Here is an 18,064-nt window from a genome sequence, read left to right on the forward strand (position 1 = left end):
TAACATGAAGGATTCTGAATATCTGAAACAGCCTTGGGAGAATAAGCTGAGAGAGCGGCCTTTCAGGAACTCTCATTTTACAGAAGCCATCCAAAGCAAGGTGATGCAGCGCACGAAGCTCCAGAAGAGCAAGCTGCGCTATGCGGGAGCAGCCGTGACCATTGCGGGTTGTCTTCTTGCAGCGGGGCTTTATACTTCTTGGGGCTATATTAACATGGAATCCTTCGGGATCGGCCTAGTGAAACAGGAGGAGCTGCGTGTCCGTCATTCGTATGTGAGAGAAGGAGTGGAGCTGCTTAATGTTTACCCGGATCCTTACTTGGAAGCAGGCCGCAGGATGGGGTACATCTTTAGCTTTACGGAACCATTTGCGACTTTCAAAGGAAAAAGGCTTGCGATTACGGCTGAGCATCCGATTAGCGGCACCAAGCTGTTGGTGTCTCCTGCGCAGGAAATCACAGATGCGAGCTCAGGGTATGGAGGCCTGGAGAGATTTACAACCTCGTTTGGACTACCGTTTGGCGGAATTTGGCGTTATGATATTGAACTGGACGGAAAAGCTTACGCGGACGTAGTTCTTTCGGTCAGCGAGCCTTCGTGGCAGATCAGTCCTGTTTTTCCCTATGAGATTTATTCTTTAAGAGGGAAGAAAGACGAGCTGGGCTTTATCGATGCTCCATTTATTGCAGGCCGGTCACAGAAGTATATGTGGCACTTGTGGAATAAAGGGGAAGCAATCGGGAATTTTCAAGTAAAAGCGGTAAAACAGGGAGAAACGAAGATCTACGATATTTTTTCAACTAATTCTCTAGGAGAAGCTTCGAGTGAAAGGGTTTACCGGATACCATCCCTGATGAAGCTTCCTGAGCCGGGTGTCTGGCGCCTGCTTCCTTATGCCGACGGACAAATGCTGGACAGCATTGTGGTCGAGGTGAAATAATAAGAAGGAGCAGCTTAATTCTTAAAATTTATTAGAAAGAATAATGCTCCTATGATAAACTGTACAGGAATAACCTTATGTAACTGGCGTAACGTGGGGGATACCACGAGGGAGCATAAGGGGGATAGAGCCGTACGCCTGGGCAAAAGTAGTTAATGGTTAATGCCATTAAGTACTTTTTTTGTTTTTATAAGACAAATGGAGGGATTGGAAATGGGTATTGCACTTAAATCCAGGGAACTGGCCAACGGCGTGTCGGCAACGATTATTGAAGAAGTGAATCAATTGAAAGCGCAGGGGATCACCCCTAATATCACCACCATTCTGGTCAAAGGAGATCCTGCTTCCGAATACTATGCCAAAGCCAAAGAAAAGCTTGCGCTTAAGCTGGGTGTACGTTTTACGCTGCTTACTTTTGATGAAGAGGTGGCAGAGAAGGATTTGCTGGAAACAATCCGGCAGCTCAATGATAATCCTGCCGTTCACGGAATTATGCTGGAACTTCCGGTTCCAAAGCACATTCGTGTCCAGAAGCTGTCGGATGCGATATCCCCTCTCAAGGATGTGGATGGGATTTCCTCGGCTAACAAGCTGGCCTGCATGACCGGAGAGAAAGGATTGTATCCGGCAACTCCACAGTCATGTATCCGGATTCTCAAACATTACGGATACGAGCTTCAGGGCAAACATGTGGTTCTGGTCGGCCGGGGGGAGACGGTGGGCCGCCCTCTCATGCAGCTTCTTCTCCGGGAGAATGCAACGGTCACGGTCTGTCATTCGTATACGGTCAATTTGAGCGATCACCTCGCTGGGGCGGACATTGCGATTACAGCCGTAGGAAGAGCAGGACTTATTGAACCATCTATGGTGCATCCGGGTCTCGTTATAGTCGATGCGGGTATTAATGAGACAGAGACCGGTATTACGGGAGATGTGAATCCGGATACGATCAAAGCGGTTCAGGCGATGACACCCGTACCGGGTGGTGTGGGTACGTTAACGACGGTGCTTCTCTTTGAGAATTTAATTCATGCCATTAAATATCAACTGGAGCAGGATACCGAAGAAGAAGTGAGCTTTGACCTGCCGATTCGGAGCTTTTTATCCAAAGCGGCTTCAGGATCACCTACGCCCGGAGGCGGAAGTATTGCGGCACTCTCTGCGGCCATGGGTGCTTCTATGGGTTCGATGGTTGCTAATCTGACACAAGGATCCAAATTCCAGGACGTAAAGGAGCAGATGGTGCAGCTTGTTGAAAAGATGCAGGCGGGAATCCGTGAATCCGAACAGCTTATGCTGCGGGATATTGGTTCTTTTCAATCATATATGGATGCACTGGGTCTGCCGAAAGGAACCTCCGAAGAGAAGACTGTTCGTTCCGAAGCACTTCAGCAGGCTGCTATTAACAGCGCAGAGGTGCCTTATAAGCTGATGCAGCGCTGTGTGGAAATGATGAAGATTCTGGAGGATATCACGGACAAAGCGAATCCGAATGTCATCTCTGATCTGGGTATCGCGATTCTATCTCTGGAAGCAGCGGCTCAATCTGCCTGGCTGACTGTGGAAATTAATTTGAGCAGCCTCAAAGATGAGGAGCGGAGACAAGCTTATCAGCACAGCGGAGAGCAGCTCATTCAGTCTGCGGAAGCAATCAAAAGCAGAGTGATGCAGCGTGTCCGTGAGTTGATTTAACCGGAGCTGAAGTGGGGCGCGGGTGCCAGGTGTCAGATTACAGATTACAGATGACAGATGACAGATTAGTGAAAAAATGCTCATTCATACGCCTCATGACTCTGCATTATGGTTGTCTATCTTGTACGGCGTCAATGATGATGAATAGACAAAGGAGCCTGCTCAATGGATGAGCCGGCTCCTTTGTTGTGATTTAGTCAGCATCGCTTCCGGTAATCTTCCGGATTCATTGATGAATCGAATAGCCGCTAATCGGCCGCCGGTTGTGCGAGGTCATTCGTTGCATATCAGCGGGTTAATCCCGCGGGTGAGCTGAACTATTCATCTGCTGCGGCTGAAACCAGGAATTCTCTCCCGTCCATGTAAGGCTGAAGCGCCTTAGGAATCCGGATCGAGCCGTCTTCCTGCTGATGGTTCTCCAGCAGCGGGATCAGGATCCGGGGTGATGCGACTGCGGTATTGTTCAAGGTATAACAATACCGCAGCTTGCCGCTCTCATCCCGGTAACGGATATTCGAGCGGCGCGCCTGAAAATCATGCAGGCTCGACGAGGAATGCGTCTCGCCGTAAGCGGGGCGGCTCGGCATCCATGTCTCGATGTCGAACTGCTTGTAGGTCTTCTGCGACATGTCGCCGGTGCATACCGCCATGACCTGGTAGGGCAATTCGAGCAGCTGCAGCAGTTCTTCGGCATTGGCCGTTATCTCATGCAGCAGCTGATCGGAGAGGGCCTGATCCGCTTCACACAGCACAACCTGCTCGACCTTGGCGAACTGATGGACACGGTACAAGCCGTGAACGTCTTTGCCGGTCGAGCCTACTTCGCTGCGGAAGCAGGTTGAAGCGGCCGCAAGCTTCACCGGCTCGCGAAGATCAATGATCTCATTGCTGTAATAGGCAATGAGCGGAACTTCCGACGTACCGGCCAGCCAGTTGTCGGAATCGGCAAGCCGGTACGTCTGGTCCTGTCCGAGCGGGAAGTAAGCGGAATGATACATCGCGTCCGTCCGGACCATCAGCGGAACTTCGAGCAAGGTGTAGCTCTTGCTGACCAGCAGGTCAAGCGCAAGCTGTTGAACGGCGCGATGCAGGAGGACACCGGCTCCCTTCAGGTAATAATTGCGCGATCCCGCCGTCTTCACTCCGCGCGGGATATCCATCAGATCATGGAGCTTGCCGAGCTCCACGTGATCTTGCATCGGGAAATCAGCCTCGCGGGGTTGCCCGATTTGCCGGAGAAGCACATTGTCCGCGTCCGAGCGGCCATATGGCGTATCCGGCGATACAACATTCGGGACGAGCAGTATCAGCTGCTCCAGCTCTTGCTGCGCCTTAGCGAGCTCCCGGTCGAGCATAGCCAGCTTCTCATTGATTTCTCTTACATGCAGCTTGATCTGCTGTGCCCCTTCTGCATCACCGCTTGCGACCAAATGGCCGATGGCTTTTGACCTGGTGTTGCGCTCCTGTCTTAACTGCTCCGCATCCTGCTGCAGATTCTTCTTGCGTTCATCGACTGCAAGGAGATGATCCAGCGAAAGGGTAATTCCCTTCCAGTCAGCGATCTTTTGAACCTCATTCTTGTTCTGACGAATCCATTTCATGTCCAGCATCCCGCCGCACTCCTTTTCGCATAAAAATACAAAAAAGCGCCCTCGTCCGTTTGGGACGAGGAGCGCTGTGCTCGCGGTGCCACCCAACTTGACCAGCCAGCTGAGCTGACTAATCCTCTTTGGTTCCGCGGTAACGGGCGGGTCCGGTTAACTTAGGGAAGTGGGTCTTCCCTTGGCGAGAACGCCTCCGAGTTGGATTCTCTTCACAGGCATAATGGGTGTCGATTTAATTGTTAGTAGTATAGCTCAGCAAGAACACTTCTTGCAAGTCTCGTGATTAAAAAGTTTGACGCAGGGCCGTACGCTCTACTTTTGCAGCCCAAGTTCTTTCCACACGGCACTTTCACCTTGGGTCTGATAATGAGAGTCACCATCTAAAAATTTGGTTGTAGAATCGTAATAAAAAACTTGCATTTCGGTTGCTTTTCCGTTTTTGTCCGTAAGAATAAGTTCATCGGGACTTCCTATTGCACTGCTGTTGCCATCAGTCATTTCTTTGGCTTCCTTAATGGCTTTAATAAAGTGGGAAATCTGATCCTCGGTTAAATCTTTAGCGGTGTCTATATTACCATGTTTTTGGGCCGTTACTTTACTAATTTCAGAGGGATTGAAAGTATACGTTTCTTTACAGCCAGTTAAAGCCAAAAGGCAGATTGAAAGTACGAGTAGACTTTTTAAATGCTTGAGATACATGTGGAATCATCCCTTCTATAAATTAATTTAAAACAAGAAAAAATCTCTGGTGATCGTATCTTTTAATATGGGAATCTACATATCCAACCTCTTTACAACCACACAAAAAAACACCCTACCTGATTGAATCAGATAGGGTGCCCCGATATACTAATTGACTGAAGTTCGGGTTGTGCTCGCAGGAGTTGATTTAGATTGAGTGGCGAAGTTCTGAAATTGTCCTATCAGTTTATCGCGTGCATCCTTATTTCTCATCAGATAAGCGGCTCCCAAACCTACGGCTGTAAACATCATTTTTTTATTCATTGTATTTACCTCCTTGTATTTTCAAGATGCTTTCTTATGTTATATATACCCCGGGTGCCCGATAAATAAACGTTTTTATACATGAGTCTTTGGAGGCTGCTGTTTCGTCTACTTACAGGGGGGTGAACATTTTTTTCTTTTTTCCTATGGAGTAGGTATAATGTGTAAGGGACAAACTGCGCCTGAATTTTGACAGAAGATGGAGGCAGACGTGATTTGTAAGAACAGACAGAAGTAACAGTACTGAGGAAAAGGAGATTTTAGTGCATGGATTTTGTAACTATCTTAAAAGCGATCATTCTTGGAATTGTGGAGGGGTTAACGGAATTTGCTCCCGTATCCTCAACCGGACATATGGTAATCGTCGATGATATGTGGCTCCAGTCCGAAGAATTTCTTACAAAGTATGTAGCGAACACCTTCAAGGTCGTGATTCAGCTTGGATCGATTCTGGCCGTCGTCATTATTTTTAAAAACCGTTTCATAGATTTGCTGGGTTTAGGACGATTCCGTAAGGGCACAACAGCTTCAGGAGCAGCTCAGGATCAAGTTCCGGCAGAAGGACGTTTAAAGCTTGCTCAAGTCATTGTCGGCTTAATTCCTGCTGCTGTGCTCGGTTTGCTGTTCGAGGATTACATTGATGATCATTTGTTCTCAACAGCTACGGTGCTGATCGGTCTCGTGATCGGTGCGATCTTCATGATTATTGCCGATAAGGTAGCTCCCAAACAGCCCAAGGTTCAATCGGTTGACCAAATTACATACAAACAAGCTCTGTCCATCGGATTGATCCAATGTCTGTCCTTATGGCCGGGCTTCTCCCGTTCGGGTTCGACGATTTCCGGGGGCGTTATACTTGGAATGAGTCACCGTGCTGCCGCTGATTTTACGTTTATTATGGCGGTTCCGATTATGTTCGGTGCGAGCCTGCTTTCATTAATCAAGAACTGGCAGTATTTCACGCTCGATGCCCTTCCTTTCTTTATTGCAGGCTTTATCAGTGCGTTTGTGTTCGCTTTAATTTCGATGAAATTTTTCCTGAAAATGATTAACCGCATTAAATTAGTTCCTTTTGCGATTTATCGTATTGTGCTTGCCGCAGTCGTTTACGTTGTTTTCTTTTTGTAATATTCGTTGAGTCGCTAAAGAGCCTCGTTTCTATTAGAAACGGGGTTTTTTGCGTGATTTATCCGTACCGCAGTATAATTAAACCAATTTTAAACAGAATGGATCTTGTTCTTAACTTAAATCCACTAATATATAGAGGTGTTCAAAAAGGAAGGATAACTTATTAGGAGGTCCCGCCATTGTCTGTGATCCAACGTTCTGCTGCCAAAATTCTCGCGGTTACATTAGCTGCCGGCTGTTTATTCCCGTCTTTGAGCCATGCTGCTGTTTCCGGTGAAAAGGAAGAGTCCTCGCCAATCGTGAGTTCCGTTGAAAAGTTCAGCAAGAACTGGTCCAAATGGATCATTCAACATGCGTATTCGTTAAGTTCGATTCAGCCGGAGAAGATGGTGAACGGTGCCATCCCCAGCGGTAAATTCAACGATTTAGCCTTTTTTAAACCTCTATTGCTGGACAAAAAGCTTGTGTATCTCGGTGAAAATACGCATGGCGCAGCGGAGTACAATTTGTCCAAAACAAGACTGATCCAATACTTGCACCAGGAGCTCGGTTATGAAGTTCTTGCATTCGAATCAGGAATGGGAGACGCATCTGCCGCTTATGCCAACGCCAAGAAAATAACCCCGGAGCAGCTAATGAAGAACTCGATATTCGAAGTATGGTGGTCGGAGGAAACCTTGCCGTTATTCGCTTATATACAAGAAAGCCTGAGTACGGATAAGCCGCTTATTCTGGCCGGATTCGATATGCAGATTCAATCGCCGTATGCGGCTTTTATCAAGGAATGGCTTTCGGGCAAAGATAGTAAGCTGGCGGAGGCTTTTGTAAAAGCGGATCATGAGCTGGGGGAGTGGGGCTCAGGAAAAGATGAGAAAGGCTATGCGAAAGCTAAACCGGAGCTGCTTAAGACTTATGAAGAAATGAAAGTATTCCTCACCCGGAATGCCGAATCTCTTCAAGCCGTATACCCTGACAATCCGCATTTGCTGAAGATCGCCGAACGTGTCATGGATAACCGGATTCAATTGGTTAATCAATATACGGAGGCAAGCATACGGAGTAACATTGGTTTTGAGAAGCAAGATTTGGAGCCTTTTCTGGAGACCATGCGTCAGCGTGATAAGATGATGGCAGACAATCTGACCTGGCTGTCTGAGAAGCTGTATCCGGACAAGAAAATAATTGTCTGGGGCCACAATAACCATATTCGCAAGAATAATGTCAAAATCATGAATTCTCCTTTTTCAGGTTTGAAGCTGATGGGAGACCTTATGCCCGAGCGTTTGAAAAAGCAGAGTTACGTGATCGGACTGTATATGTATCAAGGCAGGGCTGCTAACAATATGGGGGAGGCGTATGAAGTTGTGAAGCCGGAAGAGGGCAGTCTCGAACATATCCTCCACGAAGCCGGTCATGCTTATACGTTCGTCGATATGAAATACCGGAAGGACCGCCCGGGCACCTCCTGGATGTATCTCCCTCGAGTATCCCTGGATTGGGGATTAATGCCGGAAAGCTTCATTCCTCGTGAGCAGTATGACGGGCTTCTACTGATTGACACGGTCAAACCACCCGCTTATCTAAGAAACAGTAAGTAATAGACGGGACGGGTGATAGAAAGGCGTCTGATATACTCGGACGTCTTTTTGTTTGGCTATGTTAATGCGGTTTTATCCCACAAAAAACAGCCCTTCGAAAAGGCGGTTAATTCAATGATCTTTTCCTGTTAATGGTCCTGCAACCCGAAGCGTTGTTTCCTAGTTTTTCTCTAATGTAACAAGCGAATAAACGGCTCCACCGCCACCCGCACCTGACATAGCACTCGAAGAGACAACCTTCCATCCCTCTTGCAACAGTTGATTTAAATCACTCAAGTTATTCTTCTTTTCAGTAAGATAATAAACTACGATTGCCTTTTGCATGATACACCTCCCTTAAGGAACTCATTATATCATATAATAATAGTTCATAATTCTACCCGGCTTTTTCCTTTAAATCCGCGTAGGGAAACAAGAATTTCAACTAATGAGATAATTAACGCCATTAATTGTTCCGTATTGGAGGAGAAAGAGTATGAATGAATCTATATCTCTATATGAAGCGATCAAGAATAAATCTATAGAACAAGTAAAACTTGCAGCGGAGAAGGCGGATCTGAACGAACGGGACAAATTCGGACGGACTGCACTCCATTATGCAATCACGCAGAAATCCAATGGTGAGATGATCGAAACCCTGCTTAAACTGGGCGCCGATCCCGAAATCCGGGACAAGCTTCATGAAACTGCACTGAGTAAAGCGATCAAATTCCAGAACAAAGAAGCGGTGGAGCTATTGCTGAATGAACTGCATTCTCTGGATCATCCGAAGGGATTACGGCATACTTACTGGTTCCAGGCAAGGCATTATCCTTCGCTGGCAGATACCATGCTGGCAACGAAAGGGTCCGTCAGACTAACTCTGAATGAAGCGGAGAAAAATCTGCTCGATGAAATTCTGTTCTCTGATTCAGAGAAACAGGAACAGAAATGGAGGGAGCTGTGCACACCGGTGCTGCTGCATGCATGGGTTACGAATTTTAACTGGGACGACGATCTGGAGCCTATGCATGGTGTAATCGAGCATCCGGCTTGTCTGGAAATTACCGCAATTGAAATGTATGATCTCGCTGACGGGGATTATTGGAGAAGCCTGGACGAAGTCCAAGAGGAGTATCAGGACTCGTATCGTTCTCTGGTAGACAAGATTGCAGCGAGATTTCCTTCCGTCCTCGAATAAGCCTAACTGATACAAGCATACAATTGTACAGAGGTGGGGCGTGTGAGTAAGATTAACGAGCAGATTGATCAATTCCCAGTGGCAGAGGATACCAAATTTATGCTAAAAGAGCTGGTTTCCCGCAAAAGGAAAACAGACGGACTTAAATCTAGAAGAAATGGTTTAACGCTCCTGAATGGAACCTTGATTATTGTTTTGATGTTCTGGTTAATCAAGGTAGCTTCATCCGCTTCGTCCGGTAATGTGTTTAGCCTGATTGGCTATCTGGGTTCCAGCTCTGCTTCTGTGATCTTTATTCTGCTGGCCGTATCCCTATTCGCTTATTCGGGATCTTTGTCCAAAGAGTATAAAAAACAGAAGCAAAAGTATGAGGATCTGAGAGCGGAGACACTCCTGAAATTAACCGCTTCCTGGAAATCGAGGGAGGATTCGAAGCTGCGTGATGAAATTACAAAACTGTTAAAAGATCAGATGGATATCAATCTGAGGTTCTATAGTTGAGAAAATCGAGAACAATTTTAACGGATGATAACCCTCTGAAACTGCTGCTGAGCGGCAGTTTTTTAGTTTCATAATCCAACCCTATCCCTTATACTATTAAAAATACTAATTGATTCCAAAACTACTGAAGGAGCAGTTAATCGACATGACTCATGAGAGGGAAAACCGGATTCAGTCGGAAGAGGAGCTGCGTGAATTACTTGGCTATCCGAATCCGATTGTCAGCAGCATGACGATTCACAAGCTAGACCCCTACTGCCGCAATTACATCAGTCAATCCCCGCTGTTATTCATATCTACTTCAGATGCAGACGGGAATTGCGATGTGTCCCCGCGAGGAGATGCAGCGGGTTTCGTGCATATCGTGGATGATCATAATCTGGTAATTCCCGAGCGCCCGGGGAACAGACGGATGAACTCCTACCGGAACATTTTGTCCAATCCGCATGTGGGCCTGATATTCCTGATCCCCGGGCTGGAGGAGACGCTCAGAATGAACGGAGAGGCGTATTTGACCCGGGACCCCAGACTACTGAAAGTCATGGAGGCGCAGGGTAAAATACCTAAACTGGCCATTGGCGTCAAGATTCAGGAGTGTTTTGTTCACTGTGCCAAAGCATTTAAGAGATCTAAATTGTGGGAACCGGATTCTTGGCCTGCCAGTCTGCCCTCTATCCCGGATATGATCGCTGCTCACGTGAATAAAGAAGATGTTACGGCAGAAGATGTTGCCGGGGCCCTGAAGGAAAGTTATGAGCGGCGGATGTATTGATGCCGGGGCGGCCGGGTTATTCTATGGCAGCAAATAAATATAGAATTGAATGAGGAGGCACATTTTCGATGGAAGTGAAATTTGGCTCTTATACCATTAGTGATCAGAAAGAACGGTTGGATATTGATGCTATTGCAGGCTATTTGGCTAAAAGTTACTGGGCTAATAACCGGTCACAGGAAACGATCGCTAAATCAATCGAAAACTCGCTTTGTTACGGAGTATACGACGCAGAGAAGCAGATTGCTTTTGCCAGAGTGATTACAGATGATGCGACCACGTATTATCTTTGCGATGTCATCATCAATGAAGCATACAGGGGACAGGGGATTGGGACCAATCTCGTCCAGACTATTGTAGAATCCGAACGCTTACGCGGATTGAACGGTATTCTGGGAACACTGGATGCGCATGGATTGTATGAAAAGTTTGGTTTTGAGAGAGTGCCTGACCGGTTTATGAGAAGGGCTTCAAACGGGTGAGGATTGTATTCTGAGAATGCAAAAAAATAAGAGAGTATGGATCGGCACAAGGGCTTAAACTGCACCACCTCATACTCTCCATTAAAGGAAGTTCAAATATTAAATGCTGAAAGAAAAGATGTTGGGAGGATGGGACGATGGAATTTAGAACGAAGTATGCAAAAGAGATGAATGAAATAAAGGCGGATGTAGAGTTTAAAAACACGATTATTACTAGAGCCACATCAAATGCAGCTGGTATACAAACAGTCGCCCATAGACTTCGGAGTAAGGTTGGAATAATTATTGCTTCTAGCGTGATTCTGCTCATCCTTATCCTTACCATAGAAACTCCCATAATTTTTAAGGAGGGAGAGAAAGAGAGCAATGTCTTATCTAATTTGTTTCAAGGTTTTGCAGTCACGGCTTATGCGGCAGACGGTACTTCTGTAATAGTGAGTCCTGATGTAGAATTTCCAATTGGTCAATACTCATTGATTATGAGTAATGTACCCGGTTTTCCTATAACTATTACTTGTCAGAATGCGGACGATATAAGTTTACGAGCCTCAGAGGGGATGCTGTTATCGTGGTATCCTTCTGTTTCAAAGATAGAGCGATTAGGCAAGGAAGCAGCATTTAAGTCAGGCACAACAATTTATTGGACTCCATTGGTTGAAGGCAGTCGTGCACAAAAAGCCATACTTGAATTAACCGCTTATAAAGATAACAAAAAGCTGGGCAGCAGGTTGATTGAGATATCGACGGAAGATCACATCATGTATAAGGGTAAGTTAACTTCTAAATGACAACAAGTATGTTAAATGACAACAAGTATGTATGCCTGGCGAGATTCTTTTATGCGCCGCGTGCTGTCATGACTCCATTCTTCGAGATCTACCGACCCCGATTGACAACTGGTGGCCGGCCAAGATAACCGGTACTTATGTGAGGATTACATTTAGAAGGTTTACTGATTAATGGCTGCATAAGCTAAACAAAAGCTGTCGAAACGGGCGAAAGTAGGAGCAGGCGGCAGAACTATTGCGGTCGTAAGAGTACAGGCAGTGATCGTATCGTAATAAGCAAATCTCTGATAAGTGGGTTAAAGTAATAGAGAAAGAATGAATGGAGGAGAACAAGTGTCAGAGGCGCTGCTTGGGCTTGCTGAGTATCCCATGGTAAAAATTCCAGCCGGTGAAATTCAATTAAGGGATGACCGGAAAAAGACTACATGGACGGTAGAGCTGCGATCTTTTTTGCTTGCACCAGTTCCGGTTACGAACGAGTTATATTTCTCGATTTCGAACCGGACAGTCGAACCTCATGAACACCTTCAGAATCCGGTTGTGAATGTCTCTTGGAATGATGCCGTTATATTTTGTAATAAATTATCTCAACACTCGGGTCTGACCGAATGTTACTCCGTAAGTGATGATGGGGAGAGCATTGTATGTAACTGGGAAGCGGATGGCTATCGTCTTCCTACCGAAGCGGAATGGCAGTATGCGTGTAAAGCAGGAATTGCCGGGTATCAGTACGGTGAGCTTGAAGAGATAGCCTGGTATCGTGAGAACTCGGAAGGCAGGGTACACGAGGTAGGCCGGAAGCTGCCGAATGCGTGGGGGCTCTGCGATATGTTAGGAAATGTCTGGGAGTGGTGCTGGGATTTATACGATGTCCGTGTCTATGGCACCTACAGAGTTTTCCGCGGTGGAAGCTGGGCGGAAGAGAATAGGGGCTGTGGAGCCACATGCCGCCGCCGCAGTCACCCTACATTTGGAATTGATGATCTCGGTTTTCGACTTGCCAGATCCATGTAGGCCGTTCCGGTTGTTTGCTGACAGTTGATGCCAATGCCAAAAACACCTCCAAAGTTTGTCCCCCATATCTTAAGACATGAAGGCATCCTCTTGAAGGTGCTCTGATTTATCTCACGTTCAGGGTTCAGTCCCCCATGCTCTCCGGCGGTTGTTCACTAATGATTCAACGCACGATTGCTTTGCTTGTCAAATACGACAAAGAGAGCAAATACGAGCAGGATGGATCCAGTGAATACGAAGCCCTCCAATATGGTGAAGGGCAGCCAGCCTATCACAGATGATCCGGCAACGACGCCGAGAGAGAAGAAGGCGTAGAAGTATCCATAAGCTTTACCGCGCAGCTCGGCGGTCGTAGCTTTTATAAGCATGGTATTAATAGAAGGGAACAAGAATGCAAAGCCTACTCCATATAAACCTAATACGAAGTAAAGGGATAAGGTGATCGTCGATAGGCTGATAAGCAGTTGACTAAGTCCCATTAAACAAAGACCGATCGCCATTGTCCTGGCCGGGGCCACACGATCGAATATGCGATTAGTCGGAAGTACGAATACCAGAACAGCAATTATTCCGAAAGTGCTCATTAAGGTGCCGCTTAACTTCGAATCATATCCAAGCGCCTGAACATGCAAAGGCAGCAAATAAGCGATCACGCCTTGCGAGAACATTAAGAAAAAAGCCCCGCCATAAGCCTTTAATATTCCCAGATTAAAAAGCGAACCTGATGTTTGAATGATAGTGTCGTCTTTCACTTTCTTAGATAGCTTGAGCTTGCTGAGAAAAATAGCCGAGAGGATGGTTAACACAAATCCCAAAATAGCTACACAAGTAAAGACGAACGGTACGGAAGTTTTGCTTGCCATAATTCCGCTGAAAGCGGGACCGATAATGGCGGCTAGTCCCACAAAAGTACCGGTGAAGGCTACTTTTTTGCCCTGCTGATCATTTCCCGTTGTATTCGCAGAGAATGTAAACGCAGCAGGGACAATTAATCCCGAAACAAAGCCATGGATGATCCGAACCCCTATTAATAAATAAGGTTGATCGACAAAATGATAAAGCAGCAACGTAATACTGGTTAAAACCAATCCGACCATTAAAATCTTGAAAGGTCCGATCCTATCGGTCATAATACCGGATAAAATATTGCCGATTGTATTGGTTAACGAATATAGACCCACAACAAAGCCTGCAATAAACGCGCTGGCACCGACGGAAGTCGCGAACGTGCTCATGACCGGCAGTTGTGTAAATAAATCGATAAAAGAAAAGAACACGATACTGTACACGATCAGCGCGTAATTAAAAGGCTTTACTTGATATTGAGCCTGCGCCTTCTTCAGCTTCCAATCGAGCAAGAAATTACCGAATGGGATGAAAGCTGCCGCGATTGCTGCCGCAGGCCAAAACAGGCTCCAATTAATCCGGATTGCGGCATAGAGTATAGCTAGTGCATACAGAGTGAAAATCCCCCCGTGAATGCTGCCTACAATCGTAACAGCTTGATCAATCCCCCAGATATATTTCATGGGCATAGCGATGCCTAGCAAGACTAATAATGAGATCCCGTCTAGAAGACCTGTTATACGTAACATATGAATCGGATGTATCCGCACTTGTTAAGCTCCTTATTTATATTTTGAACTGATTACTCTATCCTAACATTTTATTAGCCGAGTAAAACAGGATAGATTTGCCGGAGGAAAAATTCTATGACTAGAAAGCGTTTGCATTTCATCTGATCGGTCACAAATGCCGCAGTTTCCCAAGAACCCGCTTCATGTGGCGAATTTTAAAATTTTTTGGCATGTGTCGGATGCCCGCAAAGAAGTGGCCGGCAGTCATGAAATTCCGGCAAAACGGGTATGTATGAAAAATAAAATAGATTACGAAAGAACATGTCCTGTACTTCGATATGCGCGGATAAGCGATGGCAATAACCTTGACCATCTGGTCAAGGTTATTGGGATTTCATCTATCAAAATGTTGTTTCAAAAGTTCTCTAAATTTTACACTGTCAATCTTCTCTTTCATCACGTTACCATGCTCCCGGATTGTTAGTGAAGTGTCCGATAGAGTTACGCTCCCTAGTTCTGTCTGTTTCGTTATCAAGGGGTGTGTATTAAAAGGAGATTCCGGATGCTCGGCGATAATTTTCTGGACGCTGTTAAATTCCGATACATCCGCAACATGCAATCCGGAATGGAATGCATATCCGATCTTCCAATCGGTGTCTTTACATCTCAATTTCATATCAAGAATAGCGTCTCCATACTCGCTGTTTACTCTCCTAATCCGAAAATCCCCATTCATGGACGTTATGATTTCTCCGTTTAGAGGAACGGGCTTTAGCGGCAAATTGCCTCCGAATCCCGTATCAACCAGATAAATTTGTTCATTATGAGTCAGCAGGATAGTTGCGTGAGTTCTTCCAAACGGGGCATAGTTGCGGGTGTCGTGATTGTACACAGTAGCTCGCGTGAGAACAGCGTCAAAGCCCTGATCGATTAAAAAGAAATAGAGAATCGTGTTTAGTTCATAACATAAGCCGCCTTCTTGCTGTACGAATATTTTATTTATTAAGTTTTCTTTAGTAATCTCACGTGTTCTGTTCTCTATAATACTCAAATTTTCAAAAGGGATATTCCTTGGCATTAATTCGAGGATGCTGGCTAAGCTGCCGAAAGTAATCGGTTCATGAGCCGGAAATCCGATTCTTTCACGAAACCGTGTATTTAACTCACTCATTAGTCATGCCTCCGTTATGTACTTGAAATTATTCTTTTCGCTTTTACTACGGAAATTGGGGAATTCGTTCGCGAACCTCTACCGGTATCTGAATAATAGAGTGTATTCAAGCTGCGGACAATATTCTATTAAGTTAACTGTACCGATACAGTTAAGAAATGATTTATAATAAATAAAGATGAGGGGGGAGTTATCTGAGAAAATACATGTCATTTCTTTCCGATCTCGAGCAGAAAATTACGGAAGGACATTACGGCCCCGGTCAGAGGCTGCCTTCCGTCCGCAGTGCGGCGAAGCTCTATGGATGCAGCGTCAGTACTATTACACGAACCTATGCGGAACTGGAGAAAAAGCATGCCATTTATTCGGTACCGCAAAGCGGATATTACGTGGTAGGTAAATCGGAAGAAGAATCGGACATAAAAGAGAGTACCCCAATTGATTTTGCCTCGGCGCTGCCGGATATAAATGTATTTCCCTATTTGGACTTCCAACATTGCTTGAACAAGGCGATTGATACCTACAAGTCTCAATTGTTCACGTATGGGGATGTGAATGGGCTGGAAAAGCTCCGGTACACGCTATCCTCGCATTTGGCGGGCGATCAAGTGTTTGCGGACCCCAAGCAGATCGTGCTAACGTCGGGAGTTCAGCAGGCACTGGGTATTTTAGCGAAGATGCCGTTTCCGAACGGGAAATCGGTTATCCTCCTAGAGCAGCCCAGTTACGATATTTATATGAGGTTTCTTGAAGAGGAAGGCATACCGGTATGCGGAATTGCCCGTACAGCGGATGGGATTGATTTGCATGAATTGGAAGAGAGATTCAAATCAGGCGGGATTAAGTTTTTCTATACCATGTCCAGGTATCATAATCCACTCGGAACCACGTACAGCGTTCAGGAGAGGAAAACGATAGCCCGGCTGGCCGGCAAATACAACGTGTATATTGTAGAGGACGATTATATGGCTGATTTGGGCGGAAATCTGAGGTTTGATCCGATCTATGCATACAACCGGACTTCTCATGTCGTTTATTTGAAAAGCTTCTCGAAGATCGTTTTTCCGGGCTTACGGCTGGGCGCGGTTGTATTGCCGGAAAGCTTGCTTAAGAGGTTCCACGACTGCAAAAGATATGCGGACACCTCACTATTATCGCAAGCGGCACTTGAAGTGTACATCAAGAACGGAATGTACGAGCGCCATAAGCACAAAATATCCGGCCAATATAAGGAACGAATTCGCGCTTTGAATGAAGCGGTCGAGCGGTACAATGAGAAAGGTATTATTGGAGTATCTAACGTTAATTCGGGTATGTACATACAGTTTAAACTGCCGCAAACCGTAAACCTTGAACGGCTGATCAAACGGCTCGCAGCGAGAAACATCCGGGTTGTCTCCGGGAAAGGATTTTATTTAACCACGTACCTGAAGCGGGAAAAGTTTCTGCGGATTAGCGTGTCACGTGCGCAGCCGGCTCAAATCGACGATGGAGTCCGTGCAATCTTCGAAGAGGTGGGGCTTGAAGTATCCAGTCCTCACTTAACTTAATTACTTCTGCTTTGATTGGAATCAAAGCGCATTTCAATTCCCTTCGTTCTGATACAGCGGGGCAATGCGGTCTATCCGGTTCGTCCAGATCCCGCCCGTAAAGCCGCCGGGGAGGCGCTCTATATCTTGGGGAGTATCAAATCCGCTTGAGAAATCGCTGCCGCTCCCTCCGACAACAATAACGCGGGTGTTAGCCCGATCCATCCGGTTCAGCAACCGGTCCGGCCATCCCCACAGCCAAGGGGCGATTTTCTCGGGTATGTGCAGCTGCGTATTCTCGCAAGCGGAAGGTACATATCCTGTCCACCCGGCAGCCAGGTAGGGCAGCAGACAGCTTTTCATCGTTGCCAGAGACATGACCCGGATACCGGGGAGGCTTGATTGAAGGGTGCCGATAGGCTCATCGCCGCCGTACACGGTTAGCTGTTGCAGGCGATTATCCGGCAAAGTCTCCAGATAACGGGCTAAATGACCCCCTTCTTGCGGGTCATTGCTTTTTATATGAATCAGCAATGGCTTATCCGGAAAATAGGCAAGAACTTCTTCAAGCGACGGCATTAATCCTATTCCTTTTCCTCGAAACGGATAGGTCTGTCCTTGATCTGCGGTATACCCGTATCCGATGTCCATTTTCTTTAATTCCGCCAGAGTAAAGTCACCGACCTTGCCTTGCACGTTGGTCCGGCAGTCCAGTGTCCAGTCGTGAAATACGGCAAATTGTCCGTCTTTGGTAGGCTTGATATCCAGTTCAACGATGTCTGCCCCGGCTTCAAAAGCAGCTTTCATAGATGGAATCGTATTCTCGAGGAAAGGATGCTCAGGTTCATAAATCCGTTCAGCCGTACAGGTATCACCCGTGATTCCCTCCATCGAAAAGGTCTGTGCAAGACCACGGTGAGCGAGAAGAAGAGGGTCTCCGCTGCGCTGTTCCGTAAACAAAGAACTATTATTCAAATAAATAAAGACGAAAAGCAGAAGAAGAAAAAGTGCGAGCTTGCTCTTGATTATACGTATGAATCGTTTCACTCTTAATTCCCTCCGTAATCCAACCACCATTTCTTC

Annotated in this window: 17 protein-coding genes, 2 pseudogenes and 1 riboswitch; of the genes and pseudogenes, 12 read left to right on the forward strand and 7 right to left on the reverse strand. The window is 46.2% G+C overall.

All coding sequences use genetic code 11. The features are described from left to right. Positions 1–4 precede the first annotated feature (4 nt). The 3 genes and pseudogenes from AR333_RS13845 to AR333_RS25420 form a co-directional block, all read left to right on the forward strand. Entirely contained in the window at positions 5–940 is a 936-nt protein-coding gene (locus AR333_RS13845; RefSeq protein ID WP_068775923.1) for a DUF4871 domain-containing protein, read from the forward strand. A 69-nt stretch (positions 941–1,009) separates the two neighbouring features. Further along, positions 1,010–1,091: riboswitch (ZMP/ZTP riboswitch) on the forward strand. A 62-nt stretch (positions 1,092–1,153) separates the two neighbouring features. After that, a pseudogene (locus tag AR333_RS25415) lies at positions 1,154–2,014 on the forward strand (bifunctional 5,10-methylenetetrahydrofolate dehydrogenase/5,10-methenyltetrahydrofolate cyclohydrolase); the annotation flags it as partial. A 27-nt stretch (positions 2,015–2,041) separates the two neighbouring features. Beyond that, positions 2,042–2,632: pseudogene (locus tag AR333_RS25420) on the forward strand (cyclodeaminase/cyclohydrolase family protein); the annotation flags it as partial. A 317-nt stretch (positions 2,633–2,949) separates the two neighbouring features. Here the strand turns inward: AR333_RS25420 and serS are convergent. From serS to AR333_RS25010, 3 genes are all read right to left on the reverse strand, one after another. Continuing rightward, positions 2,950–4,242 (reverse strand): serine--tRNA ligase, encoded by a 1,293-nt coding sequence (gene serS, locus AR333_RS13855; RefSeq protein WP_068775924.1) that lies wholly within the window; start codon positions 4,240–4,242, stop codon positions 2,950–2,952. A gap of 306 nt (positions 4,243–4,548) precedes the next feature. Continuing rightward, positions 4,549–4,935 (reverse strand): hypothetical protein, encoded by a 387-nt coding sequence (locus tag AR333_RS13860; protein WP_068775925.1) that lies wholly within the window; start codon positions 4,933–4,935, stop codon positions 4,549–4,551. Positions 4,936–5,085: 150 nt separating this feature from the next. Further along, the gene (locus AR333_RS25010) at positions 5,086–5,241 is read right to left on the reverse strand and encodes a hypothetical protein (RefSeq protein WP_172798856.1); all 156 of its coding nucleotides are present in this window, start codon (positions 5,239–5,241) and stop codon (positions 5,086–5,088) included. 267 nt (positions 5,242–5,508) lie between these two features. Here AR333_RS25010 and AR333_RS13865 point away from each other — a divergent pair, with 267 nt between their 5' ends. Next, positions 5,509–6,369, forward strand: coding sequence for an undecaprenyl-diphosphate phosphatase (locus tag AR333_RS13865; protein ID WP_068775926.1), 861 nt, complete (start codon positions 5,509–5,511; stop codon positions 6,367–6,369). A 185-nt stretch (positions 6,370–6,554) separates the two neighbouring features. Further along, complete coding sequence (locus AR333_RS13870) at positions 6,555–7,967, forward strand: erythromycin esterase family protein (protein WP_253735860.1); 1,413 nt, start codon at positions 6,555–6,557, stop codon at positions 7,965–7,967. A 159-nt stretch (positions 7,968–8,126) separates the two neighbouring features. On the opposite strand, the gene AR333_RS24685 is transcribed toward AR333_RS13870, so the two are convergent. Further along, positions 8,127–8,291 carry a hypothetical protein gene (locus AR333_RS24685; RefSeq protein ID WP_156430916.1) on the reverse strand — a complete coding sequence of 55 codons (165 nt, stop codon included), beginning with the start codon at positions 8,289–8,291 and terminating at the stop codon, positions 8,127–8,129. A 151-nt stretch (positions 8,292–8,442) separates the two neighbouring features. Between AR333_RS24685 and AR333_RS13875 the strand changes: the two genes are divergently transcribed. From AR333_RS13875 to AR333_RS13900, 6 genes are all read left to right on the forward strand, one after another. Further along, a complete protein-coding gene (locus tag AR333_RS13875) occupies positions 8,443–9,147 on the forward strand; it encodes a DUF4274 domain-containing protein (RefSeq protein WP_253735839.1) in 705 nt (234 codons plus the stop codon). 42 nt (positions 9,148–9,189) lie between these two features. Next, complete coding sequence (locus AR333_RS13880; protein ID WP_068775928.1) at positions 9,190–9,648, forward strand: DUF2663 family protein; 459 nt, start codon at positions 9,190–9,192, stop codon at positions 9,646–9,648. A gap of 145 nt (positions 9,649–9,793) precedes the next feature. After that, positions 9,794–10,420, forward strand: coding sequence for a pyridoxamine 5'-phosphate oxidase family protein (locus tag AR333_RS13885; protein WP_068775929.1), 627 nt, complete (start codon positions 9,794–9,796; stop codon positions 10,418–10,420). A 68-nt stretch (positions 10,421–10,488) separates the two neighbouring features. Then, positions 10,489–10,902, forward strand: a complete 414-nt coding sequence (locus AR333_RS13890; RefSeq protein WP_068775930.1) for a GNAT family N-acetyltransferase — start codon at positions 10,489–10,491, stop codon at positions 10,900–10,902. Positions 10,903–11,039: 137 nt separating this feature from the next. Next, positions 11,040–11,690, forward strand: a complete 651-nt coding sequence (locus AR333_RS13895) for a hypothetical protein (protein WP_068775931.1) — start codon at positions 11,040–11,042, stop codon at positions 11,688–11,690. 315 nt (positions 11,691–12,005) lie between these two features. Further along, positions 12,006–12,704 (forward strand): SUMF1/EgtB/PvdO family nonheme iron enzyme, encoded by a 699-nt coding sequence (locus tag AR333_RS13900; protein ID WP_068775932.1) that lies wholly within the window; start codon positions 12,006–12,008, stop codon positions 12,702–12,704. 155 nt (positions 12,705–12,859) lie between these two features. Here the strand turns inward: AR333_RS13900 and AR333_RS13905 are convergent, their stop codons facing one another. Further along, a complete protein-coding gene (locus AR333_RS13905) occupies positions 12,860–14,320 on the reverse strand; it encodes an MFS transporter (protein ID WP_068775933.1) in 1,461 nt (486 codons plus the stop codon). Between the two features lie 355 nt (positions 14,321–14,675). Then, positions 14,676–15,452 carry an arylamine N-acetyltransferase gene (locus AR333_RS13910; RefSeq protein WP_068775934.1) on the reverse strand — a complete coding sequence of 259 codons (777 nt, stop codon included), beginning with the start codon at positions 15,450–15,452 and terminating at the stop codon, positions 14,676–14,678. 194 nt (positions 15,453–15,646) lie between these two features. Between AR333_RS13910 and AR333_RS13915 the strand changes: the two genes are divergently transcribed. Continuing rightward, on the forward strand, positions 15,647–17,002 hold the full coding sequence (locus tag AR333_RS13915; protein ID WP_068775935.1) for a PLP-dependent aminotransferase family protein: 1,356 nt from the start codon (positions 15,647–15,649) through the stop codon (positions 17,000–17,002). Between the two features lie 33 nt (positions 17,003–17,035). On the opposite strand, the gene AR333_RS13920 is transcribed toward AR333_RS13915, so the two are convergent. Next, positions 17,036–18,028, reverse strand: coding sequence for a glycerophosphodiester phosphodiesterase family protein (locus tag AR333_RS13920; RefSeq protein ID WP_068775936.1), 993 nt, complete (start codon positions 18,026–18,028; stop codon positions 17,036–17,038). Positions 18,029–18,064: the final 36 nt, after the last annotated feature.

This window comes from Paenibacillus sp. FJAT-26967, from assembly GCF_001541095.1.
Taxonomy (GTDB): domain Bacteria; phylum Bacillota; class Bacilli; order Paenibacillales; family NBRC-103111; genus Paenibacillus_F.